Consider the following 19417-nt stretch of genomic DNA (forward strand, 5'->3'; position numbering starts at 1 on the left):
CGACGGTTGTCGCTCTAGCCTCACCGGAGAGGAACGCCTCCACGATGCCGCCCGTTCCCGCCGACCCCACCGTCCTCCACCCGATGCCCGAGCACCCGCGCGTGGTACTGCTCAAGCCGCTCGTGAAGTCACCGTTGATCGAGGTCGGTGACTTCTCCTACTACGACGACCCGGACGACCCGACCGCGTTCGAGACGCGCAACGTCCTCTACCACTACGGTCCCGAGCGGCTCGTCATCGGCAAGTACTGCGCGCTGGGGACGGGCACCCGGTTCATCATGAACGGCGCCAACCACCGCATGGACGGCCCGTCCACCTTCCCGTTCCCCACCATGGGCGGCTCCTGGGCCGAGCACTTCGACCTGATCACCGGTCTGCCCGGCCGGGGCGACACGGTCGTCGGCAACGACGTGTGGTTCGGCCACGGCGCCACCGTCATGCCGGGTGTGCGCATCGGGCACGGCGCGATCATCGCGGCCGGCGCCGTGGTCACCGCCGACGTCCCCGACTACGGCATCGTCGGCGGCAACCCCGCCCGGCTCATCCGCACCCGCCACGACGCCGAGGACACCGCCCGGCTCCTCGCCGTGGCGTGGTGGGACTGGCCGGTACGGCACATCACCGCGCACGTACGGACGATCATGTCGGGGACCGTCGCCGACCTGGAGGAGGCCGCCGCGCGGATCGACCGGCCCTGACACGCCGGACGAGTGCAGGGCGGGAAGAGCAGCGGAACCCGGGGCGTCCTCACCCCGGGTTCCGCTGCTCCCCCCCGTGCAGCCCTCCCCCGCGAAGGTCAGCCCATCGCCGCCTGGAACATGCCGGCCTCGTACGAGCCGCCCTTCTGGTGCGTGATCACGGCGAGCCGGTTGGCCGCGTTGATCAGGGCGACCAGGCAGATCAGGGCGGCCACCTGGTCGTCGTCGTAGTGCTTGCGCACCAGCTCCCAGGTCTCGTCGGACACGCCCTCGTGGGCGTCGGCGAGCCGGGTGCCCTCCTCGGCGAACGCCAGCGCCGCCTGCTCGGCCTCGGTGAACACCGTGGACTCGCGCCAGGCGGCGACCAGGTGCAGCCGGACCGCGCTCTCCCCGGCGGCCGCGGCCTCCTTGACGTGCATGTCGATGCAGTGGCCGCAACCGTTGATCTGACTGGCGCGCAGCGAGACCAGCTCCTGCGTGGCCCGCGGCAGCGTCGACTGGTGAACCAGCATCCCGGTGCCAGCGAACCGCTTTGCGAACCGGCCGCCGAACTCGTTCTCGAACAGGTTGAATCGGGTGTCCATGATCTTCGTCCTCGCTGTCGGTGCCTCGGTGATGCACACAAGACGCCGGTGGCCCGAGCCGTGTGACAGGACGACGATGTGGCACAGGCCACCGCGGGCGGGTGTCACAGCACAGCGGCGACCGGTGTCTCGTGCGCGTGACACCTCCGGAACCGACCGAACGGGAGCAGCGGGTGACCAGCGAGAACGACGGACACGCACAGGGCGACGCCACCGGGCGGGCGGTCCCCGCCGGGGACGGGGCGGCCGTGGACGCGGCCACCGAGGACTTCGTCGCCCACCGCAACCTGCTCTTCACCGTCGCCTACGAGATGCTCGGCTCGGCGGCGGACGCCGAGGACGTGCTCCAGGAGACCTGGCTGAAGTGGGCGGGCGTCGACCTCGACACGATCCGGGACCGCCGCGCCTACCTGGTCCGCATCACCACCCGCCAGGCCCTGAACCGGCTGCGTACGCTCGGCCGCCGCAAGGAGTCCTACGTCGGCTCCTGGCTGCCCGAGCCGCTGCTGACCACGCCCGACGTGGCCGAGGACGTCGAGCTGGCGGACAGCGTGTCGATGGCGATGATGCTGGTCCTGGAGACGCTGGCGCCGGTCGAGCGGGCGGTGTTCGTCCTGCGCGAGGTGTTCGACGTCGGTTACGACGAGATCGCCGAGGCGGTGGAGAAGAGCCCGGCCGCCGTCCGGCAGATCGCCCACCGGGCCCGCGCGCACGTCGCCGCACGCCGCCCGCGCGAGGCCGTCTCCCGGTCCGAGACCCGGGACGCGCTCGCAGCGTTCCAGCGGGCCGTGGTGACCGGCGACCTCCAGGGCCTGCTCGACATCCTCGCGCCGGACGTCGTCCTGCTGGGCGACGGCGGCGGCATCAAGCAGGCCGTCCTGCGGCCCGTCAACGGGGCCGACAAGGTGGCCCGCCTCATGCTCGGCGGCCTGGTCAAGCTGCCGGTCACGATGACCATGGACCCGGCCCAGGTCAACGGGCACCCGGCCCTGGTCATCCGGCTCGACGGCGAACTCGACACGGTGGTGGCGGTCCGCATCGAGGACGGCCGGATCACCGGGCTCTACGCGGTGCGCAACCCGGAGAAGCTGTCGTACATGCGCGAGGAGACCGCTCTGAGCCGCTGAGCCGCTGAGCCGCAGGGCCGGTCATCGCGCTGCATGTCGAAAATCCACTACCGCGACGACGGACGGGGGCGGAGACTTTCCCCATGGCGAACATGGGGGCGTTCCGGGACGCGGTCACCGCCTGGGCGGCGGGCGGCCCCGGCGGCCCGGCGCAGGACCTGGCGGACCGGCTGGCCGTCCACACCGCCGTCCTCCTCGAAGGGCCGAGCGACGCGGCGGCGGTCGACGCGATGGCCGCCCGCCGCGGCCGGGACCTGGCGGCGGACGGCGTCTGCGTCCTCCCGATGGGCGGCGCGATGAGCGTCGGCCGCTTCACCGAACTCCTCGGCCCCGACGGGCTGGACCTGCGCCTGGTGGGTCTGTGCGACGAGCGGGAGCAGGACTTCTACGTCCGGGCCCTGCGACGCGCCGACGCCGAGCCGGACGGCCTCTTCGTCTGCGCGGCAGATCTGGAGGACGAGCTGATCCGCGCGCTGGGCGTGAGCGTGGTGACCGAACTCGTGGTGAGGGAGGGGGAGTCGCGCCGCCTCCAGACCTTCCTGCGGCAGCCCGCCCAGCAGGGCCGCGCCGCGCAGCAGCAGCTCCGCCGCTTCCTCGGCACCAAGTCCGGCCGCAAGATCCACTACGGCCGGATCCTGGTCGAGGCCCTGGAACCGGCCCGCACACCGGCTCCGTTGGCGGGTTTGTTCGCGGCGCTGTGACGGCCGCTGTCAGTGCCGGCTGACAGGATGCCGATCATGAGCCGGATCATCTCCTGCAGCACGGCCGACAAGGCCCACGTCCTCGCCTTCCTGGGAGCTGTCGACGACCTGACGGCCGATCAGCGGCGCCGCCTCGGCATCATGCGCGAGCGGGCACGGCAGCGTCAGCACGACCTCGACCGGCAGGACATCGACCTGGGCCTGTCCATACCCGACGCGCTCGAACACCTGGTGGCCGGCCACGCGAGCGCACAGGGGGACTATGTGGCGAGCGCCTACCACCACGCCCTCCAGCTCGTCATCGACTGCAACGCCTCCGACCCGTCCGACCTGGGCGTGTACTCCAAGCCCGCCACCTTCTTCGGCCTGGTCGACGACGAGCTGCGCCGGCTGGACGTGGCCCCGGACCTCCTGCTGTACGACCACCTCTTCTCCGGGCCCCCGGCGGGCATGCCCTTCTCCCTCCCGTATCCCGTGGACGGACCGCACATCGGCACGCTCCCGCTGGCCAGGGCCAAGCCGATGGCGGACGCCTACCGCGCGGTGCTGGACCGGATGGACGAGGGCTTCCGGTACGAGGTCCGCGAGGTGATCGAGAAGCTGGAGTTCGAGCACAAGGAGTGGGAGTACGCGACGAAGAACGTCGGCTGGTACACGCAGGACACGCTCTTCTTCTCGATCACCGGTTGATCGAACCGCGCGGGCGGCTCGGCTCCGAGGGCCTCGGCGAGGTCGCGCATCCTCGCGTACTCCGCGTTCCGAGCGTACTGAGAAGCCGGTCCCGGCTCCCCCTGTCACACCCCACCGGTACCGTCGGATCATGCCCAACCAGCCCCCCGCGGCCCCCGGTGAGCGGCGGCTCGCCATTCTCGAAGGCGTCCTGGAGAGGATCACGTACGCCAACGAGGAGAACGGCTACACGGTCGCCCGCGTCGACACCGGCAGAGGCGCCGGCGACCTGCTGACCGTCGTCGGCGCGCTGCTGGGCGCGCAGGCGGGGGAGTCGCTGCGGATGGAGGGGCGCTGGGGGTCGCACCCCCAGTACGGCAAGCAGTTCCACGTGGAGAACTACACGACCCTGCTGCCCGCCACCGTGCAGGGCATCCGGCGCTATCTCGGGTCCGGGCTGGTCAAGGGCATCGGGCCGGTCTTCGCCGACCGGATCACGCAGCACTTCGGGCTGGACACCCTCACGATCATCGAGGAGGAGCCGAAGCGGCTCATCGAGGTGCCCGGTCTCGGGCCGAAGCGGACCAAGAAGATCGCCGACGCCTGGGAGGAGCAGAAGGCGATCAAGGAGGTCATGCTCTTCCTCCAGACCGTCGAGGTGTCGACGTCGATCGCCGTGCGGATCTACAAGAAGTACGGCGACGCCTCCATCTCCGTGGTGAAGAACCAGCCCTACCGCCTCGCCGCCGACGTCTGGGGCATCGGCTTCCTCACCGCCGACAAGATCGCCCAGTCGGTCGGCATCCCGCACGACAGCCCGGAGCGGGTGAAGGCCGGGCTCCAGTACGCGCTGTCGCAGGCCACCGACCAGGGGCACTGCTACCTCCCCGAGGAGAAGCTGATCGCCGACGCCGTGAAGCTGCTCCAGGTGGACACCGGGCTCGTCATCGAGTGCCTCGGCGAGCTGGCCGCCGAGCCGGCGGACGACCCGGAGGCAGACCCCGGTGTCGTACGGGAGAAGGTGCCGGGACCCGAGGGCGGCGACCCCGTCACCGCGGTCTACCTCGTGCCCTTCCACCGGGCCGAGCTGGCCCTGGCCGGACAGCTGCGCCGGCTGCTCCGCACGGACGAGGACCGGATGCCCGCCTTCCGGGACGTCGCCTGGGACAAGGCGCTGGGGTGGCTGAAGGGCCGTACGGGCGCCGACCTCGCGCCCGAGCAGGAGTCGGCCGTCCGGCTCGCGCTGACCGAGAAGGTCGCCGTCCTCACCGGCGGGCCCGGCTGCGGCAAGTCCTTCACCGTCCGGTCGATCGTCGAGCTGGCCCGGGCCAAGCAGGCGAAGGTGGTGCTGGCCGCGCCCACCGGCCGGGCCGCCAAGCGGCTCGCCGAGCTGACCGGCGCCGAGGCGTCCACCGTGCACCGGCTGCTGGAGCTGAAGCCCGGCGGCGACGCGGCCTACGACCGGGAGCGGCCGCTGGACGCCGACCTCGTCGTGGTCGACGAGGCGTCGATGCTGGACCTCCTGCTGGCCAACAAGCTCGTCAAGGCCGTCGCCCCGGGCGCCCACCTGCTGCTCGTCGGGGACGTCGACCAGTTGCCCAGCGTGGGCGCGGGGGAGGTGCTCCGGGACCTGCTGGCCCCGGGCAGCCCGGTGCCCGCCGTCCGCCTCACCCGCGTCTTCCGGCAGGCCCAGCAGTCCGGCGTGGTCACCAACGCGCACCGGATCAACGCCGGGCAGCACCCCGTCACCGACGGCATGAAGGACTTCTTCCTCTTCGTCGAGGACGACACCGAGGAGGCGGGGCGGCTCACCGTCGACGTGGCGGCGCGGCGCATCCCCGCGAAGTTCGGCCTCGACCCGCGCCGGGACGTGCAGGTGCTCGCGCCCATGCACCGCGGACCCGCCGGCGCCGGGACGCTGAACGGGCTGCTCCAGCAGGCCGTCACCCCGGGCCGCCCGGACGTGCCCGAGAAGCGGTTCGGCGGCCGGGTCTTCCGCGTCGGCGACAAGGTCACCCAGATCCGCAACAATTACGACAAGGGCGAGAACGGCGTCTTCAACGGCACCGTCGGCGTCGTCACCTCGCTCGACCCGGTGGACCAGCGGCTCACCGTGCTGACGGACGAGGACGAGGAGGTGCCCTACGACTTCGACGAACTGGACGAGCTGGCGCACGCGTACGCGGTCACCATCCACCGGTCCCAGGGCAGCGAGTACCCGGCGGTGGTCATCCCGGTGACGACCGGGGCCTGGATGATGCTCCAGCGGAACCTGCTGTACACGGCGGTCACCCGGGCGAAGAGGCTGGTCGTGCTGGTCGGGTCGCGCAAGGCGATCGGGCAGGCGGTCCGGACGGTGTCCGCCGGGCGGCGGTGCACGGCGCTCGACTTCCGGCTGGCGGGGCCCCGGTCCTGAAACCTTCCGGCGGACCTTCCGGTCCGTGTGAAAAAAATGATCGATCAAACGAGTCGTAAAGGTCACACAGCACTTCCGGTTGGGCTCCGGAGGGGGCAGGATGAGCAAGTTGACGGCACTGAGTGCCGCCAATAGGCCCGATGGTCGACCCCGAGTGCACTCTCCTGAGCCAAGTGGGGGATGGTAGAGACAGTCAGGGCACCTCGAAGATGAGGCACTACGTCGGTGAGGGAAGACGTGAGCGACAACTCTGTAGTACTGCGGTACGGCGATGGCGAGTACACCTACCCGGTGATCGACAGCACCGTCGGCGACAAGGGCTTCGACATCGGGAAGCTCCGCGCCCAGACCGGGCTGGTGACGCTGGACAGCGGTTACGGCAACACCGCCGCCTACAAATCCGCCATTACCTATCTGGACGGCGAAGCCGGCATCCTCCGGTACCGCGGCTACCCGATCGAGCAGCTGGCCGAGCGCTCCTCCTTCGTGGAGGTGGCCTACCTGCTGATCAACGGCGAGCTGCCGACCGTCGACGAGCTGTCCTCGTTCAAGGACGAGATCACGCAGCACACCCTGCTGCACGAGGACGTCAAGAACTTCTACAAGGGCTTCCCGCGCGACGCCCACCCGATGGCCATGCTGTCGTCGGTCGTCTCGGCGCTGTCCACCTTCTACCAGGACAGCCACAACCCGTTCGACGAGCGTCAGCGCAACCTCTCCACGATCCGGCTGCTCGCCAAGCTTCCGACGATCGCGGCCTACGCGTACAAGAAGTCGATCGGCCACCCGTTCGTCTACCCGCGCAACGACCTCGGCTACGTCGAGAACTTCCTGCGCATGACGTTCTCGGTGCCGGCCCAGGAGTACGAGCTGGACCCGACGGTCGTCGCGGCGCTCGACAAGCTGCTGATCCTGCACGCGGACCACGAGCAGAACTGCTCGACCTCCACCGTCCGCCTGGTCGGCTCCTCGCAGGCGAACATGTTCGCCTCGATCTCCGCCGGCATCAACGCCCTGTGGGGCCCGCTGCACGGCGGCGCCAACCAGTCGGTGCTGGAGATGCTGGAAGGCATCCGCGACGCGGGCGGCGACGTCGACTCCTTCATCCGCAAGGTGAAGAACAAGGAGGACGGCGTCCGCCTGATGGGCTTCGGCCACCGGGTCTACAAGAACTTCGACCCGCGCGCCAAGATCATCAAGGCCGCCGCGCACGACGTGCTCTCCGCCCTCGGCAAGTCCGACGAGCTGCTGGACATCGCCCTGAAGCTGGAGGAGCACGCGCTCTCCGACGACTACTTCGTCTCGCGCAGCCTCTACCCGAACGTCGACTTCTACACCGGTCTGATCTACCGGGCCATGGGCTTCCCGACCGAGATGTTCACGGTCCTGTTCGCCCTCGGCCGGCTGCCGGGCTGGATCGCCCAGTGGCACGAGATGATCAAGGAGCCGGGCTCCCGCATCGGCCGCCCGCGCCAGATCTACACGGGCGTCGTCGAGCGCGACTTCGTGCCCGTCGAGGAGCGCTGAGCCGCAACGCACCCCCGCAGCGCGTCAGGTGAGTCCCGTACCGCCCCGAGTGGTACGGGACTTTTCCGTGCCCGGGGCGGTGATCCGTGCCCGGCAACAGCAGAAGGCGCCCTGGCGCCGGTCCCCCCACGGGCCGACGATCCAGGGCGCCTTCCCATGCCCCGGTGCGGATTCCCCCCACGGGATCCGGCCGGGCGTCTGTGAGGACAGCGCCTGAATTCGCTGTGTCGTGCGCCGTACGAGTCGTCGTACGGGTCGTGCGGCGGTACGGGTCGTGCGGTGGTACGGGCCGTGCAGTCGTAGGTGTCGTGCGGTCTGCCGGGACAGCGCACGCCCGGGAGGGCCGCTCAAAGCTTCCCGGTGTACGTGTCCCGGCAACGCAGCTCTGGGAAAGTCCCCCAAGACATCCCCAGATGCCAGGTGGCGCCCCCCAAGACGCTGCCTGACATCGCCAACTTAGACCTTCGAACCCCTTCGATGGTTACGTTCGCGTCACTGTGATCTGCGTCTCTTGCATATGTCCCTTGGGTGCGCAAGAGCCCCGTACGTCGCACGGGCCTCAAGCGTAAGGAAGATGCGCGAGCCTTGTGAAGAGCTTATGTGAGGAGGGTGCCGGACTCCAGAGGTGCAGCCCCTCGACCTGCGTGAAATGCGGACCAGTCGGCGTGCGTACGGCGCCTACGCCGGCGCGGTCAGTGGATCGGGGTGCGCCGCCACGTAGTCGCGGGCCGCTTCGGCGAAGGCGCGGACGAGGTTGTTGTCCGCCGCGGAGAGCCAGATCAGGCGCCACTCGTAGGCCGGGGCGCCCTTGATCGGCACGAACGCCACGTCGGGGCGGGCGTCGTACACACGCGCGTGGGACGGCACGGGGTAGACCCCGCGGCCCGCGCCGATCAGCGCACACATCTCCTGGACACTGCCGAATTCCGCGCCCCTCCCGGCGGCCCCGCCCGCCGGCGCCCCGCCGAGGGGGTACGACGATGCATCCTCCGGCCAGGCGAACAACTGATCCGCGCCCTCGGGAGCGGCCCACCGGGCCGCCTGCCCGGGCGCGGCCCCTCCCGGCGCCGGCCCGGACGCGGAGGTCCGCACCGCCCGTTCCGGGGACGCCCGCGGCCGCAGCACCCCGTACCGCCCGATCTCCGCCACGTCCACCGCCGCCCGCCGCGCCAGCGGATGCCGTGCGGAGACGGCGAGCATCGGCGCCTCCCGGAACAGCACCGGGCCCGCACTGAGCTCGGGCGCCGGCGTCGACACCGGAGCGGCGAAGTTGTCGATGAGCAGGACGTCGATCACCTCCTCGCGCAGGGGCGCCGTCCCGTCCGTGAAACGGCTCTCGTGCAGCCGCACCTCGCACCCCGGATGCCGGGTCCGCAGCAGCTCCGCCACGCGCACCACGAACTCGGCGGTGGCCGTCCCCAGGAACCCGACCCGCAGCACGCCGTCCACACCCCGGCCCGCCGCCACCGCTCGCGCGAAGGCGTCCAGGACCGCCTGGTGCGCGGGCCGCAGATCCTCGAAGAGACGCCGCCCGATCGCGGTGAAGGCCACCCGTCTGCTGGTCCGCTCGAAGAGGGCCGCGCCGACCGACCGCTCCAGCTTCTGGACCGTCTTGCTGACCATGGCCACCGAGACGCGCAGCCGCTCGGCGCTGCGCCCGAAGTGGAGCTCCTCACCGACGGTCAGGAAGATCTCGATCTCACGTCGCTCCACCACGGCCCCCCACCGTCAACCACAGGTCAACGATCCTTGCACGATCGGCAGTTGATGGCGATCCCCGGGTGGCCGAGGCTGTGAGCACGCCGCGGAACGCGGTCTCGGAGCACCGACAGTGAAAGTCGAGGCGATCACCATGACGTCCCCCGCACTCACCCTGGTCCTGGGCGGAACCGGAAAGACCGGACGCCGTGTCGTGCGCCGGCTGACCGACCGGGGCCACAGCGTCCGGATCGGCTCACGGTCCGGCGGGATCCCCTTCGACTGGGACGACCCCGCGACCTGGCAGCCCGCCCTGACCGGCGTGGACGCCGTCTACGTCTCCTACCAGCCGGACCTCGCCGTACCCGGCGCCCCCGAGGCGATCGGCGCCTTCGCCGAGCTCGCGGTACGCACCGGAGCGCGCCGTCTGGTGCTGCTCTCCGGGCGCGGTGAGCCGGAGGCCGAGGCGTGCGAGAAGGCGCTGGCGGCTTCGGGCGCGCAGTGGACGGTCCTGCGCGCCTCGTTCTTCGCCCAGAACTTCAGCGAGGGCGACTTCCTCGGTGCGGTCCTCGGCGGGCAGCTCGTGCTGCCGGTCCAGGACGTCGAGGAGCCCTTCGTCGACGCCGACGACATCGCCGAGGTCGCCGCCACCGTCCTGACCGAAGGCGGGCACACCGGCCGCACCTACGACCTGACCGGCCCCCGGCTGCTGACCTTCACGCAGGCCATGGACGCGATCGGGGCGGCGACCGGCCGCGAGATCGGCTACGTCGCGGTCCCCGCGGAGGCCTACGCCGCCGACCTCGCCGCGCACGGCGTTCCGGCCGCCTTCGCCGACCTGCTGACCCACCTGTTCACGAGCGTCCTCGACGGCCGCAACGCCCGTCTCGGAGACGGCGTCCGGCAGGTCCTCGGCCGGCCGGCCCGCGACTTCACCGACCACGTCGCCGAGGCCGCGGCCGCAGGCGTCTGGACCCCCGGGGCCGCCTCGTGAAGACCACCCAGACCGCCGCCCTGCTCGCCGCCGTCGTCACCTCCGGCCTGATGGCGGGCCTCTTCGCGGCCTTCGCGTACGCCGTGATGCCGGGTCTGCGCGGTACGTCCGACCACACGTTCGTGGAGACGATGCAGGGCATCAACAAGGCGATCGTCAACCCGGTGTTCATGCTTCCGTTCATGGGGACGATCCCGCTGATCGCCGTGGCGGTGTTCCTGGCCCGGCGCGGTCACGGACGGCCGGCGCTGCCCTGGCTCGTCGCCGCGCTCGTCCTGTACCTGGTCGCCTTCGCGGTGACCGTCGCGGTCAACGTCCCGCTCAACGACCGGCTGGAGCGGGCCGGCGCCCCGGACTCCCTCGGCGACCCGGCCGCCGTCCGCGAACGGTTCGAGGCGGCCTGGGTCACCTGGAACATCGTGCGCGCCCTGCTGCACACCGCGGCCTTCGCCTGCCTGGCCTGGGCCCTGGTCCTGTACGGCGCGGACCGGCTGCGCACCGACCGGGCGGCGGTGCCCGCCCCCGGCACGTCGTCGGCGCACGCGTACGGCGACGGTCACGAGCGGGCCTTCACGACCGGCGCGAACCTCAGGTGAACAGGGGGCGGCTCGGCCGGCGGCCGGTGCGTGGGCCGGTGCGGGCTATCGGAAGGCGCGCAGCCGCAGGCTGTTGGTGACCACGAAGACCGAGGAGAAGGCCATCGCCGCCCCCGCGATCATCGGGTTCAGCAGTCCGGCGGCGGCCAGCGGCAGCGCGGCCACGTTGTAGCCGAAAGCCCACACCAGATTGCCCCTGATCGTGGACAGGGTGCGCCGGGACAGCCGGATCGCGTCCGCCGCCACCCGCAGGTCGCCGCGGACCAGCGTCAGGTCGCCCGCCTCGATCGCCGCGTCCGTCCCCGTGCCCATCGCCAGGCCCAGGTCGGCGGCGGCGAGCGCGGCGGCGTCGTTGACACCGTCGCCGACCATGGCGACCGTACGGCCCTCGGAGCGCAGCCGCTCCACCACGGCGACCTTGTCCTCGGGCAGCACCTCGGCGATCACCTCGTCGATCCCGACGGCCGCCGCGACCGACTCGGCCACCCGCCGGTTGTCCCCGGTCAGCAGGACGGGCCTCAGACCCAGCCGGCGCAGCCCGGCCACCGCCTCGGCGCTGGTCTCCTTCACCGCGTCCGCCACGGCCACGACCCCGCGCGCCTCCCCGTCCCAGCCGACCACGACGGCCGTACGGCCCCGCTGTTCGGCCTCGTCCCGGGCGGCCGACACCTCCGGCGGCAGGGCGTCGTACAGGCGCCCCACGGCCACCTCACGGCCCGCCACCCGGGCGCGTACGCCACGCCCGGGGACGTTCTCGAAGTCCTCGGCGTCCGGCAGCGCGCCGAGCCGCTCCTCGGCCCCCGCGGCGATCGCGCGGGCCACGGGGTGCTCCGAGGCGTGCTCGACGGCGCCCGCGAGCCGCAGCAGCTCCTCCTCGTCGGTGTCCCCGGCGGCGTACACCTCGTGCAGGGTCATGCGGCCGGTGGTGACCGTGCCGGTCTTGTCCAGCACGACGGTGTCGACCCTGCGGGTGGACTCCAGGACCTCGGGGCCCTTGATGAGGATGCCGAGCTGGGCGCCCCGGCCGGTGCCGACCAGCAGCGCGGTCGGCGTGGCGAGGCCCAGGGCGCAGGGGCAGGCGATGATCAGGACGGCGACGGCCGCGGTGAACGCGGCGACGGTGTCGCCGGTGGCGCCCAGCCAGCCGCCGAAGGTGGCGACCGCGATGAGCAGCACGACCGGCACGAAGACGCCGGAGACCCGGTCGGCGAGACGCTGCACCTCGGCCTTGCCGCTCTGCGCGTCCTCCACCAGCTTCGCCATCCGCGCCAGCTGCGTGTCCGCGCCCACCCGGGTCGCCTCGACGACCAGCCGGCCCCCGGCGTTCACCGTGGCGCCGGTGACGGCGTCCCCGACCGTGACGTCCACCGGGACGGACTCGCCGGTCAGCAGGGAGGCGTCCACGGCGGAGGAGCCCTCGGTCACCGTGCCGTCGGTCGCGATCTTCTCGCCGGGGCGGACGACGAACCGGTCGCCCACGGCGAGCCGGGCCACGGGTATCCGCACCTCGCGTCCGTCCCGCAGGACGGCGACGTCCTTGGCGCCCAGCTCCATCAGCGCCCGCAGCGCGGCCCCCGCGCGGCGCTTGGAGCGGGCCTCCAGCCACCGGCCGAGGAGCAGGAAGGCGGTGACCCCGGCCGCCGCCTCCAGGTAGATCACGGAGGCGCCGTCGGTGCGGGAGACGGTGAGGTCGAAGCCGTGCCGCATGCCCGGCATGCCCGCGTCCCCGAAGAACAGCGCCCACAGGGACCAGCCGAACGCCGCCAGCGTGCCGAGCGAGACCAGCGTGTCCATGGTGGCCGCGCCGTGCCGCAGGCCCGTCCAGGCCGCGCGGTGGAAGGGCAGGCCGCCCCAGACCACGACGGGCGCGGCCAGGGTGAGCGAGAGCCACTGCCAGTTGTCGAACTGGAGCGCCGGGACCATCGCCAGCAGGACGACGGGCGCGGCGAGGAGGGCCGAGACCAGCAGGCGCTGCCGCAGGGCCGACAGCTCCGGGTCGCGGTCGCCGTCCCCGACCCGCTCGGTGCCGCTCTCCCCGGCGCCGGTCCCGCCTGCGGGCTCCGGCGGCGGCGCCGGTTCCTCGGCGGTGTACCCGGTCTTCACGACGGTGGCGATCAGGTCGGCGACCTCCGTGGTCACCGGGTGGCTGACCCGGGCCTTCTCCGTCGCGTAGTTCACCGTGGCGGTGACACCGTCCATGCGGTTGAGCTTCTTCTCGACGCGGGCCGCGCAGGCGGCGCAGGTCATGCCGCCGATGAGCAGCTCGACCTCGGCGAGGCCGGCGTCGGGAGCGGCGGCCGTCGCGGCGGCAGAGGTGTCCGCAGCGGCAGGGGTGTCCGCGGGGGCAGGGGTGTCCGCCGTGGTGCTGGTCATGGTCCGGGCTCCAGGAGGGGGACGGTCGCGCCGGGGCTCAGACCCGGCCGACGAGTTCAAAACCCGCCTCGTCCACCGCGGCGCGCACGGCCGCGTCGTCGAGGGAGTCCGTGGAGACGACGGTGACCTCGCCGGTGGAGGCGACGGCCTGCACGGAGGCGACGCCCGCGATCTCGGAGATCTCGCCGGAGACGGCGCCCTCGCAGTGGCCGCAGCTCATGCCGCTCACCTTGTAGACGGTGGTGACGGAGCCCTGGGCAGTGTCGGTCTGGGCGGTCATGTCGTTACTCCTCGTCAAGGGGTGGGCACGGGCGGGTACCCGTGGGTCCGCGCGGGACCACGTGCCTCCCACTGTACCCCCAGGGGGTATGACTCCGGATGAGCCTGTCGTGGGATGAGGCACAGGAGGCTCGGGCGCCGCCACCCCGGCTGCGACGGCCACGACGGTACGGAAGCGAGGGTGACGATGCGCGCGGTCGTGTTCGAGCGTTTCGGGGAGCCGGCCGAGGTGCGGGAGGTCGCCGACCCCGCACCCGCGCCGCACGGCGTCGTGGTGCGCGTCGAGGCCACCGGGCTGTGCCGCAGCGACTGGCACGGATGGCGGGGCCACGACCCGGACATCGCACTGCCGCACGTCCCCGGTCACGAGCTGGCCGGTGTCGTCGAGGCGGCCGGCGACCGGGTGGCGGGGTGGCGGCCCGGCGACCGGGTGACCGTGCCCTTCGTCTGCGCCTGCGGGACCTGCGCGGCCTGCGCCGCGGGCGACCAGCAGGTGTGCGAGCGCCAGACCCAGCCGGGCTTCACCCACTGGGGCTCCTTCGCCGAGTACGTGGCGCTCGACCACGCCGACGTCAACCTCGTCCCGGTGCCCGAGGGCATGGCGTACGCCACGGCCGCCTCGCTCGGCTGCCGGTTCGCCACCGCCTACCGCGCCGTGGTCCAGCAGGGGCGCCTCGCGGCCGGGGAGTGGGTCGCGGTGCACGGCTGCGGGGGCGTCGGCCTGTCCGCGGTGATGATCGCCGCGGCGTCCGGGGCGCGCGTGGTCGCCGTGGACGTGTCGGCCCGCGCGCTGGAGCTGGCACGCTCCTTCGGCGCGGCCGAGTGCGTGGACGCCTCCCGGACGCCGGACACGGCGGCCGCCGTCCGCGACCTCACCGGCGGCGGCGCCCACCTCTCGCTCGACGCCCTCGGGTCGCCCGCCACCTGTGCCGCGTCCGTGGCCGGCCTGCGCCGTCGGGGCCGCCACGTACAGGTCGGGCTGCTGCCCTCGGCGGACGGCACCACGCCGGTACCGATGGGCCGCGCCGTCGCCCTGGAGCTGGAACTTCTGGGCAGCCACGGGATGGCCGCGCACACCTACCCGCCGATGCTGGAGCTGGTCCGCGCCGGAGTGCTCCGGCCCGACCGGCTGGTGACGTCCACCATCGGTCTTGAGGCGGCCCCGGCGGCCCTCGCGGCGATGGACGCGGCGCCCGGCGCCGGGGTGACGGTCATCGAGCCGTGACGCCCGGCGCCGGGGTGACGGTCGTCGAGCCGTGACGCCCGCCGCCGGGGGTGACGGTCGTCGAGCCGTGTCGGTCACCGGGTCCTGACGGCCGCCCGCCCGGTGCCCCACGCGGCCGCGTGGGGCACCGGGCGGTCTGTCTTCCGGCGCTCCGCTCCTCGCTGCCGTCGCTCCCGCTACTTGTTCCTGTTGCGCGGCCGGGACGCCACCCAGGCCCGGACCGTCTCCGCGTACCAGTACGGCTTTCCGCCCTCCACGTGGTCGGGCGGGGGCAGCAGCCCGTGCTTGCGGTACGACCGCACGGTGTCCGGCTGGACGTGGATGTGGGCCGCGATGTCCTTGTAGGACCAGAGCCTCCGGTCGGTCACTCGTTGCACCTCCCTGCACGCGCCACGGCGGCGACCGGGGACGGCCGCGGGGGGAGCCGGGCGCTGCGCTGGCGATCACCAAGCCTGTGCCGGGTGAACGACGCAGGGTGAGGGGCGGTCGGGGGAGGTTCGCGGGTGTGACGGAAGACCCGCGTACCGGTGACATGTGTGACCCGCGCGGCGCATTCGTGACACGAGCGCCACACAGGCGTACGCCGTCGTTCAGGCGCGGCGCGTTGACTGGGGCGGGCGTCGGTGCTCCGCGGTGCGCCACCGGACCGCCACAGGGAGCAAGTCGTCCGAATGTCCGGACAAAACATTGACAGGCCGCACGCACGCCGCTAGAAACCGGGGAGACGCAAGGGCGGGCAAGAAGGGAACGCGATGGCGGACGGCCCGATGGCACACGGCCCCGTCGCCGGTTCCCCCACCGAACGCCTCCGGCGCGGGAAGGCGGCCTCGCCCTGGCAGGAGCGAGGCACGAGCGCCGACTCCCCGCTCGTACCGGCTCCGCGCCGGAGGTTCCCGCGTCCCGCCGGGGCGGCCCGCGCCCACGGCGCCCACACTGCCCCACGTGTCTACGCGGACACCGAAACCGCAGACACAGTGTCGGGCGCGTGCGCGGCGCCCGGCTGCTGGGATGGAGTCATGGCCGAGACCGCGACCCGACCGGCGCGGTCACCGGCCCGCGAGCAGCACGAGCAGCGCGCGCTGCACCCACGGCACGTCTCGACCCGTCGCCGCCATCTGTGAAGGAGTTCTCGGTCATGACGAACATCGTCAACCACTGGATCGGCGGCAAGACCGCCGAAGGCGCCTCGGGCACGTACGGTCCGGTGACCGACCCGGCGACCGGCGCGGTCACCACCGAGGTCGCCTTCGCCTCCGCCGACGAGGTGGACGCGGCGGTCGCCGCGGCCAAGGAGGCGTACCTGACCTGGGGTCAGTCCTCGCTGGCCCAGCGGACCTCCGTCCTCTTCTCGTTCCGGGCGCTGCTGGACGCGCACCGCGACGAGATCGCCGCGCTGATCACCGCCGAGCACGGCAAGGTGCACTCCGACGCGCTCGGCGAGGTCGCGCGCGGCCTGGAGATCGTCGACCTGGCCTGCGGCATCACCGTGCAGCTCAAGGGCGAGCTGTCGACGCAGGTCGCCACCCGCGTCGACGTGTCCTCGATCCGGCAGCCGCTCGGCGTGGTCGCGGGCATCACGCCGTTCAACTTCCCGGCGATGGTGCCGCTGTGGATGTTCCCGATCGCCATCGCCTGCGGCAACACCTTCGTGCTCAAGCCGAGCGAGAAGGACCCGTCGGCCGCCGTGCGGATCGCCGAGCTGCTCACCGAGGCCGGCCTGCCGGACGGCGTCTTCAACGTCGTGCACGGCGACAAGGTGGCCGTGGACCGCCTCCTCGAGCACCCGGACGTCAAGGCCGTCTCCTTCGTCGGCTCCACGCCGATCGCCCGTTACATCCACACCACCGCGTCCGCCAACGGCAAGCGCGTGCAGGCCCTCGGCGGCGCCAAGAACCACATGCTGGTCCTCCCCGACGCCGACCTCGACGCGGCGGCGGACGCGGCGGTGAGCGCGGCCTACGGCTCGGCCGGCGAGCGCTGCATGGCCATCTCCGCGGTCGTCGCGGTCGGCGCCGTCGGCGACGAACTGGTCGAGAAGATCCGTGAGCGCGCCGAGAAGATCAAGATCGGTCCCGGCACCGACCCGTCCTCCGAGATGGGCCCGCTGATCACCAAGGCGCACCGCGACAAGGTCGCCTCGTACGTGGCGGGCGCGGCGGCCGACGGCTGCGAGGTCGTGCTGGACGGCACCGGGTACACGGTCGACGGCCACGAGGACGGCCACTGGATCGGCATCTCCCTGCTGGACCGCGTACCGACCACGGCGAAGGCGTACCGGGACGAGATCTTCGGCCCCGTGCTGTGCGTGCTGCGCGCCGACACCTACGAGGAGGGCCTGGCGCTCATCAACGCCTCGCCGTTCGGCAACGGCACCGCGATCTTCACCCGGGACGGCGGCGCGGCACGCCGCTTCCAGCTGGAGGTCGAGGCCGGCATGGTCGGCGTCAACGTCCCGATCCCGGTCCCGGTGGGCTACCACTCCTTCGGCGGCTGGAAGGACTCGCTCTTCGGCGACCACCACGTCTACGGCAACGACGGCACGCACTTCTACACCCGCGGCAAGGTCGTCACCACCCGCTGGCCGGACCCGGCCGACGCCCCGGCGGGCGTGGACCTGGGCTTCCCGCGCAACCACTGACCGACCCCCGAGCCGATCACCGAGGGTGATCGCGGACGCGGGAAGCAAGCCCGTGGGAGGCCGTCCACTCCGTGGACGGCCTCCTTTTTTGCGCGCGGACCGTGCGGTTCCCGTAGGCGGGCAAGACGCCATCGGCAGGGCCCTGTTACGCCGTGATCGACATCATCGGCGCTTCACGGCCACGGAATCCGTAGGCAATTGACCATTGACGATTCGGTTTTCGTCGGTGTTCGATGCTGCGAACCGGGAGCGGACCGAGACCCACAGACCTGATCCGCCGGAGGCGATAGCGCTCCCGACGTCACCCTCTGTCGCACGAGTCGATCGGAACCCCGCCGCATGACCGATACGCTCCGCCCCGTCGCAACCGAGCCCGGTGCCGCCCCCGCACCGGACCCGGACGGCGCCCCCACCACCCTCAAGCGTTCCATCGGCGTCGTCGGCGGCACCCTGCTCACCCTCTCGTGCGTGACCCCCGCCTCCACGCTCTTCGTGGTCGTCCCCGACCTGTTCGGCTCGCTCGGCACCGCCACCGCGCTCACCATCGCCATCGGCTCCCTGCTCTGCGTCGCGGTGGCGTTCTGCTACTCGGAGCTGGGCACCCTCGTCCCCAGCGCGGGCGGCGAGTACGCCATGGTCTCCACCCTGTCCGGGCGCCTGGCGGGCTGGCTGGTCTTCGTGCTGTCCCTGCTGGTCGTCATGATCGTGCCGCCGGTGATCGCGATGGGCACGGCCGACTACCTCGAACCGATCCTGCACCTCGACCCGTCCCTCGCGGGCGCGGGCGTCATGCTGCTCGCCACCCTCGCCGGCCTGCTCGACCTGCGGGCCAACGCCTGGATCACCGGCGTCTTCCTGGTCCTGGAGGTCATCGCCGCGGCCGTCGTAGCGGTGCTGGGCTTCGCCCACGCCGAGCGCGGCCCCGGCAGCCTGGTGTCGATGGAGGTGGGCGGCGCCCACGGCGGCGCGGACCCCGTGACGGCCCTGCTGGTCGTCTCCGGGCTCGCCATCGCCCTCTTCATCACGCAGGGCTTCTCCACCGCCGTCTACCTCTCCGAGGAGCTGGAGAACCCGCGCCGCAACGTCGCCCGCACGGTGCTGGCCACCCTCGCCATCTCCACGGTGATCATCCTGGTCCCGGTCGTCGCCATCACGTTCGGCGCCTCCGACCTGGCCGAGCTGACCGGCGGCGACATCGGCGCCATGGTCACCGCCTGGTCCAACTCGGCCGTCGGCACCTTCGTGAGCCTGTGCGTGGCCCTCGCCATCATCAACGCCGGCATCGTGATGGTCATCCAGAACTCCCGCGTCCTGTTCGCCTCCGCCCGCGACAAGGCCTGGCCCACCCCGGTCAACGGACTCTTCGCCCGGCTCGGCCGGTTCGGCTCCCCGTGGGTCGCCACCCTCGCCGTGGGCGTGCCCGGCGCCGCGCTGTGCTTCGTCGACCTGGACACCCTGTACGGCGTCACCGGCGTCTCCGTCACCGCGATGTACCTGCTGGTCGCCGTCGCCGCCCTCGGGGCCCGGCGCGGCGCGCACCGCCGCGCGCACGCCTGGCGCATGCCCCTGTGGCCGGCGGTGCCGATCGTGCTGATCGCGGTCCTCGCCTACATCCTGACCCAGCAGGAGGTGGCCCACCTGCTGTGGACCGGCGGCATCGCGGCCGTCGCCACCCTGTACTGGGCCCTGTACCTGCGCCCGCGCCGCGACACCCGCTGGCTGGTGACCGTGCCCCAGGACGTCCGCGAGCCCGCCGGGCCGTGACGGCGGCCCCGGCACCCCGCCGGGCCTTCGCCGGCCTACCGCGCCCGTGGTAGGCGCGAGCGGCCCCGTACTTCCGTGGGAGGGCCGCCGGTTCAGCCTCCGGACGGCCTCCGCCGCCCGCACCGGCC

At 72.4% G+C, this 19417-nt stretch carries 16 protein-coding genes; 11 read left to right on the forward strand and 5 right to left on the reverse strand.

From position 1 onward, the window contains the following. Window positions 1-44 precede the first annotated feature (44 nt). Window positions 45-698, forward strand: a complete 654-nt coding sequence (locus tag ACIBCJ_RS07005; RefSeq protein WP_362094908.1) for a CatB-related O-acetyltransferase — start codon at window positions 45-47, stop codon at window positions 696-698. Between the two features lie 98 nt (window positions 699-796). Here ACIBCJ_RS07005 and ACIBCJ_RS07010 read toward each other — a convergent pair whose 3' ends face one another. Next, complete coding sequence (locus ACIBCJ_RS07010; RefSeq protein ID WP_365979057.1) at window positions 797-1282, reverse strand: carboxymuconolactone decarboxylase family protein; 486 nt, start codon at window positions 1280-1282, stop codon at window positions 797-799. Between the two features lie 131 nt (window positions 1283-1413). On the opposite strand from ACIBCJ_RS07010, the gene ACIBCJ_RS07015 reads away from it, so the two are divergent. The 5 genes from ACIBCJ_RS07015 (at window position 1414) to ACIBCJ_RS07035 (ending at window position 7722) form a co-directional block, all read left to right on the forward strand. Continuing rightward, window positions 1414-2409 carry an RNA polymerase sigma-70 factor gene (locus ACIBCJ_RS07015; RefSeq protein WP_365979058.1) on the forward strand — a complete coding sequence of 332 codons (996 nt, stop codon included), beginning with the start codon at window positions 1414-1416 and terminating at the stop codon, window positions 2407-2409. A gap of 83 nt (window positions 2410-2492) precedes the next feature. Next, window positions 2493-3110: a TOPRIM nucleotidyl transferase/hydrolase domain-containing protein gene (locus ACIBCJ_RS07020; protein ID WP_362094917.1), complete on the forward strand. Its 618-nt coding sequence runs from the start codon at window positions 2493-2495 to the stop codon at window positions 3108-3110. 36 nt (window positions 3111-3146) lie between these two features. Next, complete coding sequence (locus tag ACIBCJ_RS07025) at window positions 3147-3800, forward strand: hypothetical protein (protein WP_362503837.1); 654 nt, start codon at window positions 3147-3149, stop codon at window positions 3798-3800. 130 nt (window positions 3801-3930) lie between these two features. Then, complete coding sequence (locus ACIBCJ_RS07030) at window positions 3931-6195, forward strand: ATP-dependent RecD-like DNA helicase (protein WP_365979059.1); 2265 nt, start codon at window positions 3931-3933, stop codon at window positions 6193-6195. 237 nt (window positions 6196-6432) lie between these two features. Beyond that, complete coding sequence (locus ACIBCJ_RS07035; RefSeq protein ID WP_133885640.1) at window positions 6433-7722, forward strand: citrate synthase; 1290 nt, start codon at window positions 6433-6435, stop codon at window positions 7720-7722. Between the two features lie 678 nt (window positions 7723-8400). Here the strand turns inward: ACIBCJ_RS07035 and ACIBCJ_RS07040 are convergent. Then, a complete protein-coding gene (locus ACIBCJ_RS07040) occupies window positions 8401-9438 on the reverse strand; it encodes a LysR substrate-binding domain-containing protein (protein ID WP_365979060.1) in 1038 nt (345 codons plus the stop codon). Between the two features lie 136 nt (window positions 9439-9574). Between ACIBCJ_RS07040 and ACIBCJ_RS07045 the strand changes: the two genes are divergently transcribed. Then, the gene (locus ACIBCJ_RS07045; protein WP_365979061.1) at window positions 9575-10414 is read left to right on the forward strand and encodes an NAD(P)H-binding protein; all 840 of its coding nucleotides are present in this window, start codon (window positions 9575-9577) and stop codon (window positions 10412-10414) included. After that, window positions 10411-11010 (forward strand): anthrone oxygenase family protein, encoded by a 600-nt coding sequence (locus ACIBCJ_RS07050; RefSeq protein ID WP_362503849.1) that lies wholly within the window; start codon window positions 10411-10413, stop codon window positions 11008-11010. Before ACIBCJ_RS07045 ends, ACIBCJ_RS07050 begins: the two co-directional genes overlap by 4 nt. A 45-nt stretch (window positions 11011-11055) precedes the next feature. Here ACIBCJ_RS07050 and ACIBCJ_RS07055 read toward each other — a convergent pair whose 3' ends face one another. After that, a complete protein-coding gene (locus ACIBCJ_RS07055) occupies window positions 11056-13383 on the reverse strand; it encodes a heavy metal translocating P-type ATPase (protein WP_365979062.1) in 2328 nt (775 codons plus the stop codon). Between the two features lie 37 nt (window positions 13384-13420). After that, window positions 13421-13663, reverse strand: coding sequence for a heavy-metal-associated domain-containing protein (locus ACIBCJ_RS07060; protein WP_362094939.1), 243 nt, complete (start codon window positions 13661-13663; stop codon window positions 13421-13423). 186 nt (window positions 13664-13849) lie between these two features. Between ACIBCJ_RS07060 and ACIBCJ_RS07065 the strand changes: the two genes are divergently transcribed. Then, window positions 13850-14887 carry a zinc-dependent alcohol dehydrogenase family protein gene (locus ACIBCJ_RS07065; RefSeq protein WP_362095560.1) on the forward strand — a complete coding sequence of 346 codons (1038 nt, stop codon included), beginning with the start codon at window positions 13850-13852 and terminating at the stop codon, window positions 14885-14887. Window positions 14888-15063: 176 nt separating this feature from the next. Here ACIBCJ_RS07065 and ACIBCJ_RS07070 read toward each other — a convergent pair whose 3' ends face one another. Continuing rightward, the gene (locus tag ACIBCJ_RS07070) at window positions 15064-15255 is read right to left on the reverse strand and encodes an AlpA family transcriptional regulator (protein ID WP_133885645.1); all 192 of its coding nucleotides are present in this window, start codon (window positions 15253-15255) and stop codon (window positions 15064-15066) included. Between the two features lie 767 nt (window positions 15256-16022). Between ACIBCJ_RS07070 and mmsA the strand changes: the two genes are divergently transcribed. Together mmsA and ACIBCJ_RS07080 are read left to right on the forward strand one after the other, a co-directional pair. Further along, window positions 16023-17525, forward strand: a complete 1503-nt coding sequence (mmsA, locus tag ACIBCJ_RS07075) for a CoA-acylating methylmalonate-semialdehyde dehydrogenase (protein ID WP_362094943.1) — start codon at window positions 16023-16025, stop codon at window positions 17523-17525. A gap of 339 nt (window positions 17526-17864) precedes the next feature. Further along, window positions 17865-19289, forward strand: coding sequence for an APC family permease (locus tag ACIBCJ_RS07080; RefSeq protein ID WP_362094946.1), 1425 nt, complete (start codon window positions 17865-17867; stop codon window positions 19287-19289). The last annotated feature ends 128 nt before the right edge of the window (window positions 19290-19417 follow it).

Source organism: Streptomyces sp. NPDC051136 (assembly GCF_044455745.1).
Lineage (GTDB): Bacteria > Actinomycetota > Actinomycetes > Streptomycetales > Streptomycetaceae > Streptomyces.

Bases quoted from the DNA above. Each gene is read 5' to 3' on its own strand.
- ACIBCJ_RS07080 (WP_362094946.1), top strand. From the start codon at position 17,865: ATGACCGATACGCTCCGCCCCGTCGCAACCGAGCCCGGTGCCGCCCCC.
- ACIBCJ_RS07065 (WP_362095560.1), top strand. From the start codon at position 13,850: ATGCGCGCGGTCGTGTTCGAGCGTTTCGGGGAGCCGGCCGAGGTGCGG.
- ACIBCJ_RS07005 (WP_362094908.1), top strand. From the start codon at position 45: ATGCCGCCCGTTCCCGCCGACCCCACCGTCCTCCACCCGATGCCCGAG.
- ACIBCJ_RS07060 (WP_362094939.1), bottom strand. From the start codon at position 13,663: ATGACCGCCCAGACCGACACTGCCCAGGGCTCCGTCACCACCGTCTAC.
- ACIBCJ_RS07055 (WP_365979062.1), bottom strand. From the start codon at position 13,383: ATGACCAGCACCACGGCGGACACCCCTGCCCCCGCGGACACCCCTGCC.
- ACIBCJ_RS07025 (WP_362503837.1), top strand. From the start codon at position 3,147: ATGAGCCGGATCATCTCCTGCAGCACGGCCGACAAGGCCCACGTCCTC.
- ACIBCJ_RS07030 (WP_365979059.1), top strand. From the start codon at position 3,931: ATGCCCAACCAGCCCCCCGCGGCCCCCGGTGAGCGGCGGCTCGCCATT.
- mmsA (WP_362094943.1), top strand. From the start codon at position 16,023: ATGACGAACATCGTCAACCACTGGATCGGCGGCAAGACCGCCGAAGGC.
- ACIBCJ_RS07045 (WP_365979061.1), top strand. From the start codon at position 9,575: ATGACGTCCCCCGCACTCACCCTGGTCCTGGGCGGAACCGGAAAGACC.
- ACIBCJ_RS07010 (WP_365979057.1), bottom strand. From the start codon at position 1,282: ATGGACACCCGATTCAACCTGTTCGAGAACGAGTTCGGCGGCCGGTTC.
- ACIBCJ_RS07020 (WP_362094917.1), top strand. From the start codon at position 2,493: ATGGCGAACATGGGGGCGTTCCGGGACGCGGTCACCGCCTGGGCGGCG.